Origin of the sequence: Streptomyces chengmaiensis, from assembly GCF_029846775.1 — a bacterium.
In the GTDB taxonomy this organism is placed as follows: domain Bacteria; phylum Actinomycetota; class Actinomycetes; order Streptomycetales; family Streptomycetaceae; genus Streptomyces; species Streptomyces chengmaiensis.
In genome coordinates, this window is the sequence record NZ_JARWBG010000027.1 from 86,999 (window position 1) to 93,802 (window position 6,804).

5 protein-coding genes are annotated in these 6,804 nt (G+C 71.3%); 2 read left to right on the plus strand and 3 right to left on the minus strand.

Annotated elements, in window-relative coordinates; all coding sequences use genetic code 11:
• Window positions 1–15: 15 nt before the first annotated feature.
• Window positions 16–921 carry a S1 family peptidase gene (locus QCN29_RS22455; RefSeq protein WP_279930334.1) on the minus strand — a complete coding sequence of 302 codons (906 nt, stop codon included), beginning with the start codon at window positions 919–921 and terminating at the stop codon, window positions 16–18.
• Window positions 922–1,668: 747 nt separating this feature from the next.
• On the opposite strand from QCN29_RS22455, the gene QCN29_RS22460 reads away from it, so the two are divergent.
• The gene (locus QCN29_RS22460) at window positions 1,669–2,103 is read left to right on the plus strand and encodes a cell division protein SepF (RefSeq protein WP_279930335.1); all 435 of its coding nucleotides are present in this window, start codon (window positions 1,669–1,671) and stop codon (window positions 2,101–2,103) included.
• 25 nt (window positions 2,104–2,128) lie between these two features.
• On the opposite strand, the gene QCN29_RS22465 is transcribed toward QCN29_RS22460, so the two are convergent.
• On the minus strand, window positions 2,129–3,319 hold the full coding sequence (locus QCN29_RS22465; RefSeq protein ID WP_279930336.1) for an acyl-CoA dehydrogenase family protein: 1,191 nt from the start codon (window positions 3,317–3,319) through the stop codon (window positions 2,129–2,131).
• Window positions 3,320–3,431: 112 nt separating this feature from the next.
• Window positions 3,432–5,189, minus strand: a complete 1,758-nt coding sequence (locus QCN29_RS22470; RefSeq protein WP_279930338.1) for an MFS transporter — start codon at window positions 5,187–5,189, stop codon at window positions 3,432–3,434.
• Window positions 5,190–5,600: 411 nt separating this feature from the next.
• Between QCN29_RS22470 and QCN29_RS22475 the strand changes: the two genes are divergently transcribed.
• On the plus strand, window positions 5,601–6,626 hold the full coding sequence (locus QCN29_RS22475) for a phosphatase PAP2 family protein (protein ID WP_279930340.1): 1,026 nt from the start codon (window positions 5,601–5,603) through the stop codon (window positions 6,624–6,626).
• Window positions 6,627–6,804 lie beyond the last annotated feature (178 nt).

Genomic DNA, 6,804 nt, shown 5'->3' on the forward strand with positions numbered 1-6,804 from the left:
TCGGTGCAGGCCGGGTCAGTACACGCTGACTCCGTACCGGCTCAGCGCTTCGGTGACCGGCTGGAAGAACGTGGTGCCGCCCCAGGTGCAGTTGCCGCTGCCGCCCGAGGTGAGGCCGACGGCCCGGCTGCCGGAGTACAGCGGACCGCCGCTGTCGCCCGGTTCGGCGCACACATTGGTGCGGATCATGCCGTACACGACATCGCCGCCGCCGTAGTTGACCGTGGCGTTGAGGCCGGTGACCTGGCCGCAGTGGGTGCCCGTCGTCGAGCCGCGGCGGCAGACGGACATGCCGACGTAAGCATCGGCGGCGCCGGTGATGTCGATGCTGCCGACGGCGCCCGGGTGCGACACCGAGCTGCTGGAGTACCGGACGATGCCGTAGTCATTGCCCGGGAAGCTGGATCCGGCCGTGGGGCCGATGAGCGTGGAGCGCGAGGAGTTGGTGTACCAGTTCGGGTAGCCGTCGGTGCAGTGGCCGGCGGTCAGGAAGTAGTACGTGCCGCCCCTGCGGACGTTGAAGCCCGCGGAGCAGCGCCAGCTCGGCGCGTAGACGGCGTCCCCGCCGGAGAGCAGCGTGGAGAAGACACCGGGGGTGCGTTCGATGCGCAGGGCGCCGGCGTCGGCTCCGGCCTCGCGCTTGATCTTGGCTATCTCGGCCTGGGAGACCGTGCTGTCGGCGGTGACGACGACCGTACCGGTCGACTTGTCGACATGCCAGGCGGTGCCCGCGACATCCGCGTCGAGGACGGCGTCGCCGGCGGCGGCAAGCCGGTCGGCGCTGAAGGTCCCGGTCTGCGCGGAGTCGGCGCTGGCGGTGGGTACGGCCAGGGCCGCGGCGGCGATCAGTCCGGTGGCGACGGCGAGCAGGCGGCTGCGTCTCGCCGTGCGGGTGCGGGGGGTGGTGCGCTTGATCCTCACTTCTCATTCCTCCCGAGGGGAGTCGGGGGCCCGTTGTGGGGTTCGGGGCCCGTGAGGCGCAGCCAGGGCGCATATCTGATCGAATGTCAGAAGTCTGTCCGGTTTTCGGACAGGCGGTGTCCCTGACAAGCGCTGCTCGGGAGTATTTCCGCCGTCAACTTCTCCCGCAAGGGTGCCTTTCGGTCGTGGGCCGCCCGCCGGGGAGCGCATGGCTGAAGCAGTGCGCATCAGGGGCGCGCCGCACCTCAGGACGGGTGCTGATCGGGTCCCTTGACGGCGCATCACCGCGCGAGGGAGTGGCGGTCCGCGGTTGAGCGGGCAAGGAGATGGCCGGTGAGGGGCTTGCCCCGGAGACCGGGGCGTGTTCGGGCGCGAGGCGGGGCGGGTGGGGCGGAGGCTTGGCCGGACGGGCTGCGACGCGGCCGGAATTCGCCCTCCGTGTGGCCGACTCGCGGGGAGCGGGTCCCCGGGGCGCGGGCAGACCCTTCGCCCGCTGGCGGACGAGGCGAAGGTCGCGGCAGCCGTTCACCCGGTTGTCCCCTCGCCTCACCCGTCCGGCTCGACGCTCATATTTTTTATGTCCTCAGGTCGCCTACAGTGCAACAACCTTGACGAATCGCCATATCTTCTGCACCAGTACCGTCACGAATCGCCTGCACGGCGACTATCCACTTGGCGCGCGATCCGCATCATGGACGACCATAGGGATGCGGATCGGACACAAGACCGCAGCGAAAGGAGGCGTCCATGGGATCGGTGCGCAAGGCGAGCGCCTGGCTGGGACTCGTCGAGGACAGCGACGAGCGGTACTACGACGAGGAGTACGCCGAGGATGCCGAGACGAGCGATGCGTGGGTCACCGACCCCCGGGTGCGAGTGGCCTCCGACTCCGCACAGGAGCAGGGCCGGCGGATCGCCACCGTCTCCCCGGACGGCTTCCGTGACGCACGGGGCATCGGCGAGCTGTTCCGCGACGGCGTCCCCGTCATCGTCAATCTGACCTCGATGGAGCCCGCGGACGCCAAACGCGTGGTGGACTTCGCCGCGGGCCTGACCTTCGGACTGCGCGGCTCGATCGAGCGCGTGGCCCACCGGGTCTTCCTGCTGACCCCCGCCGATACGCAGATCGTCAGCGGGGAGTCGGCGGGGCGGCCACAGGACGGTTTCTTCAACCAGAGCTGACGGGGCGCCGAAGGGCAGGGCCCCGTCAGCGGAAGGCGTCGAGGCCGGTGAGCGCCTTGCCCAGCACCAGCTGGTGCATCTCGACGGTGCCCTCGTAGGTGAGCACCGACTCGAGGTTGGTCGCATGGCGCATGACGGGGTACTCGAGCGAGATCCCGTTGGCTCCGAGGATCGTGCGAGAGGTGCGGCAGATCTCGATCGCCTCCCGCACATTGTTCAGCTTCCCAAAGCTGACCTGCTCGGGACGGAGCGTCCCGGCGTCCATCCGCCTGCCGAGGTGCCAGGCCAGCAGGATGCCCTTGTGCAGCTCCACCGCCATGTCGGCGAGCTTGGCCTGGGTGAGCTGGAAGCCCCCGATCGGCCTGCCGAACTGTTCGCGCGTCCCCGCGTACGACAGCGCCGCCTCGAAACAGGACCGCGCGGCGCCCATCGCGCCCCAGACGATGCCGTAGCGCGCGTACGACAGACAGCTGAGGGGCCCCTTGAGCCCCCGGACGCCGGGCAGCACCGCGTCGGCCGGCAGCCGTACGTCGTCCATGACCAGTTCGCTGGTGACGCTGGCGCGCAGCGACCACTTGTGCTTGATCTCGGGGGCCGAGAGCCCCGGAGCGTCGGCCGGTACGGCGAAGCCCCGGATTCCCTCGTCCGTCTGCGCCCAGACGACGGCGACGCCCGCCACCGAGCCATTGGTGATCCACATCTTGCGCCCGTTGAGGACCCAGTCGGAGCCGTCCCTCTTGGCGTAGGTGCGCATGCCGGCCGGGTCGGAGCCGTGGTCGGGCTCGGTCAGTCCAAAGCAGCCGATGGTCTCCCCCGCCGCCATGCCGGGCAGCCACCGCTGCCGCTGCTCCTCTGAGCCGTAGCGGTGGATGGCGTACATGGCGAGGGAACCCTGTACGGAGACGAGTGAGCGGATGCCGGAGTCGGCCGCCTCCAGCTCCAGACAGGCGAGCCCGTACTGGACGGCGCTCGCCCCGGCGCAGCCGTAGCCTTCGAGGGACATGCCGAGCGCGCCGATCGAGCCCAGTTCACGTGCCAGCTCGCGGATGCCGGGGAGCTCGCCCCGCTCGTACCACCCGGCGACGTGCGGCAGGACGCGATCGGCGGCCCAGGCGCGGACGGTGCTGCGGATGGCGAGATCCTCGGGGGTGAGCAGCGCGTCGATGCCGAGGGGATCGCTGGGATCGAACGGCGGCAGCTTCGAGGGGGCGGACATGGGCATGACCTCCGGCGGCTCTCACGGCACTGTAATCACGACTCAGGACTCACGACTCACGGCACTGCGAAAACTAGCAGTGGTAGTTGCGAGGCTGGGGTGACGCTACGGCTCAGCGTGCCGCCCGTCCAGACCCGGCGGCCTCCACCGGCTCGCGGCCGGCCACGCCGGCGGCGCGTGACTGCGGAATCGGTGACGCATACCGCTTCGCGCCCTCCGCGCCGCCCGCGGGCGACTCCCGTCCGGGCTCCGCGACCACGGGCTCCGCGGCCACGGGCTCCGACCGCGCGGGCTCCTCGCCGTGTCCCTTCCGCGCGGCGTCGCACACATCCCTTCCGGCCTCCATCCGCCACGGCAGCCGCAGCGCCGCCAGCGCGCCGAGCAGCAGCAGCCCCGCACTGACGACGAGCGTGATGTGCAGGCCGTGGACGAAGGAGTGCCGCGCGGTGGCGCGCAGCAGTTCGCCCGCCGCGCCGCCGAGCCGGTCCGCCACCTGGTAGGCCTCGCCCAGGGAGTTGGCCGCGGCGGCGCCCGCCGGGGCCGGCACTCCGGACAGCCCGGCGACCGAGGGAGCATAGGCCGCGTTCATCACGCTGCCGAGGAGCGCGATGCCCATGCCGGCGCCCAGTTGGTACGACGTCTCGCCGATCGCGGCCGCCGCGCCCGCCTGGTCGGCGTGGGCTTCGCTGAGCATCGACTCGTACGCCCCGAAGAGCGTGGTCTGCAGCCCGAAGCCGAGGAGGACGAATCCGGCGGTGAGCAGCCAGGGCCGGTCGTGCTGCCCCATCAGCGTCAACAGCAGCACCGCGCCCGCGGTCAGGGCGAAGCCCCAGCTGACCATCCGGCGCGGGCCTATCCGGTGCAGCGTGTGCGATCCGGTGGCGCCAGCGGCCATCGCGGCGAAGGTCAGCGGGAGCAGCCGCAGCCCGGTCTCCAGCGGGCTGAGGCCGAGGACCAGCTGCAGATACTGGACGGCGATCAGCTCCAGGCCCACGAGGGCGAGCATGGCGAGCACGATGCAGCCGACGGAGGCGGAGAAGGCGGCGCGGGAGAACATCCGCATGTCGATCAGCGGATGGTCGCGGCGCTTCTGCCTGCGTACGAACAGCGCGAGCAGGACCGCCCCGAGCAGCAGCGGCACGACCGCGGACGCGTCGTACAGATCCCGGCCAGCGCCGAGTCGCTTGACTCCGAGGACCACGCCGAGCACTCCGGCCGCGGCGACCAGTGCGCCGAGGACGTCCCAGGGGCCGTCGCCCGCGCCGCGGGACTCGGGCAGCAGCCAGCGTCCGACGGGCAGGACCAGCGCCATCAGCGGGATGTTGATCAGGAAGACCGAGCCCCACCAGAAGTTCTCGACGAGGAAGCCGCCGAGCACCGGGCCGGTGGCCGCCCCGACGGCCGCGACGGCCGTCCATATGCCGATGGCCAGCGCCCGCTCCCGGCGGTCGGGAAAGACGGCGCGGAGGATGGACAGCGTCGCCGGCATGATCATCGCGCCGCCGACGCCGAGCAGGGCGCGCGCGACGATCAACAGTTCGGGGGTGTGCGCGAAGGCCGCGACCGCGGAGGCCGCGCCGAAGATGCCGTAGCCGAGGAGCAGGATGCGGCGGCGGCCCGCCCGGTCGCCGAGCGTGCCGAAGAGGATCAGCAGCGAGGCGCAGATCAGGGGATAGGAGTCGACGATCCACAGCAGTTCGACGCCGCTGGGGCGCAGATCCTCGGTGACGGCGGGGACGGCGACGTGGAGCACGGTCGCGTCCAGAGCGACGAGCAGCAGGCTGGCACAGAGGACGACGAGGACGACCCAGCGGTTCGCACCGCCTCCGGCGGCCCGCAGCCGTGCTCCGGCCGTGGTCGTCCCGGACATGTACGTACCTCCCAGCGAGTCCCCTCCCGCTCGGCGGACGCTCGGCGGACAGACGGGGACGGCACGTCAGCGTACGCGAGTTCAGGCCCGGGTCGCGTGGTGGATCTCTCACCGGGCAGCGCGCGGGGGTGTGGCGTACGCCACGCCGGGGCCGCCCCGGGCCGCGCAGAAAGTGGATCTCGGCCCGCGCTGAACGGCCGGGAAATTCCGAACGGGGCGGCGGTGAACGGCATTCGAGCACGCGAAAAAAGACGCTGGGAAGATCATCAAGAAAATAACAGAGAAGGCGGCCGGAATTTCACGGCGGTCCATGGAATTGGCCGGAAGCCGAGACACACTCCACATCACATCGACATCACAAAGAGACCGGATCGCCCGAGCCGGACACTCACTCGCTGTAACGTCGATTGGGTGCGTACCGACATCTTTGCCCGCCTGGACCGAGAGCCGGAACCGCCGAAGATAGAGATCCCGCGGATGAGCCGCACCCGTCTCGCCCTCTTCGGCGGGACGTCGGCGTTCTATCTCGCCATCGTCGTCGCCGTGTTGGCGTCGACCTGGCTGGTGGCGCTCGACTGGAAGGTCATGCTGTTCCGGCCCTATCAGCAGTGGCCGGAACTGCACGCCTTCCTCGACTACTTCGTGGTCCTCGGCCAGCGCGGGCCCACGGCCGTCATGGTCGCGGCCTGGCTGGGCTGGCGCTCCTGGCGTCAGCACACCCTGCGCCCACTGCTCGTCCTGGGCGCGGCGCTGCTGCTGCTCAACTGCACGGTGGGGGCGGTCAAGCTGGGCCTCGGCCGGCTCGGCCCCCACTACGCGACCCAGATCGGATCGGCCGAGCTGTTCGCCGGCGGCGATATATTTCCCTCCGGGCACACCGCGAACGCCGTGGTGACCTGGGGCATCCTGGCGTATCTGGCCACCACGCCGCGGGCTCGGCGGCACCTGTCGGCGCTGTCGGCCGTGGTCTCCCTGGGCGTGGGCCTGACCACCGTGTATCTGGGCACGCACTGGCTGAGCGATGTGCTGCTCGGCTGGGCGGCGGGACTGCTGATCATGCTCGGGCTGCCCTGGTGCGAACCGCTGATCGGTCGCACGGAGGCCTGGATCTTCGCGGTGCGTGAGCAGTGGCGGGCGCGCCGCAGGCTCGGCGTGCCGTCGCTGCCGGTCGCGGCGGGCGGCCCCAGGACGTCTCCGGCCGGCGCGCCGGGGAGGTACGCCCGGCCGGCCCCCGCACCGGCCGGGGAGCCGGTGCGCGAACCGGAGACGGTGTCCGTGGGAGGGGGGCGGCTCGCCCCCTCAACCCCGTCGCCGACAGGCAGGACGTCCGGTCATACGGAGCGGCCGCGACCGCATGGGGTCCGCTCGGAGCGGACGCCGGTCACACCGTCCGGCAGCCGACGGCCACCGCACTCGCGGACCGTGGCGGGCGGCTGAACCTCCCGAAGCCGGCGTCAGCCGACGCCGACCGAGGGCCGCACGAGGCCCCGGCACTTCCCGGGACGCTGTTGGTTAATTCGGGGCCTGCTGCTTCGCCCCGTCGAGCTGTTGCTCGGCGGGGCGAAGTCGTGCGAAGTGGCTGGTGCGGGTGTGGGCCCGGGGTGTGTCGGCGAGG

Bases quoted from the DNA above. Each gene is read 5' to 3' on its own strand.
- QCN29_RS22460 (WP_279930335.1), top strand. From the start codon at position 1,669: ATGGGATCGGTGCGCAAGGCGAGCGCCTGGCTGGGACTCGTCGAGGAC.
- QCN29_RS22465 (WP_279930336.1), bottom strand. From the start codon at position 3,319: ATGTCCGCCCCCTCGAAGCTGCCGCCGTTCGATCCCAGCGATCCCCTC.
- QCN29_RS22470 (WP_279930338.1), bottom strand. From the start codon at position 5,189: ATGTCCGGGACGACCACGGCCGGAGCACGGCTGCGGGCCGCCGGAGGC.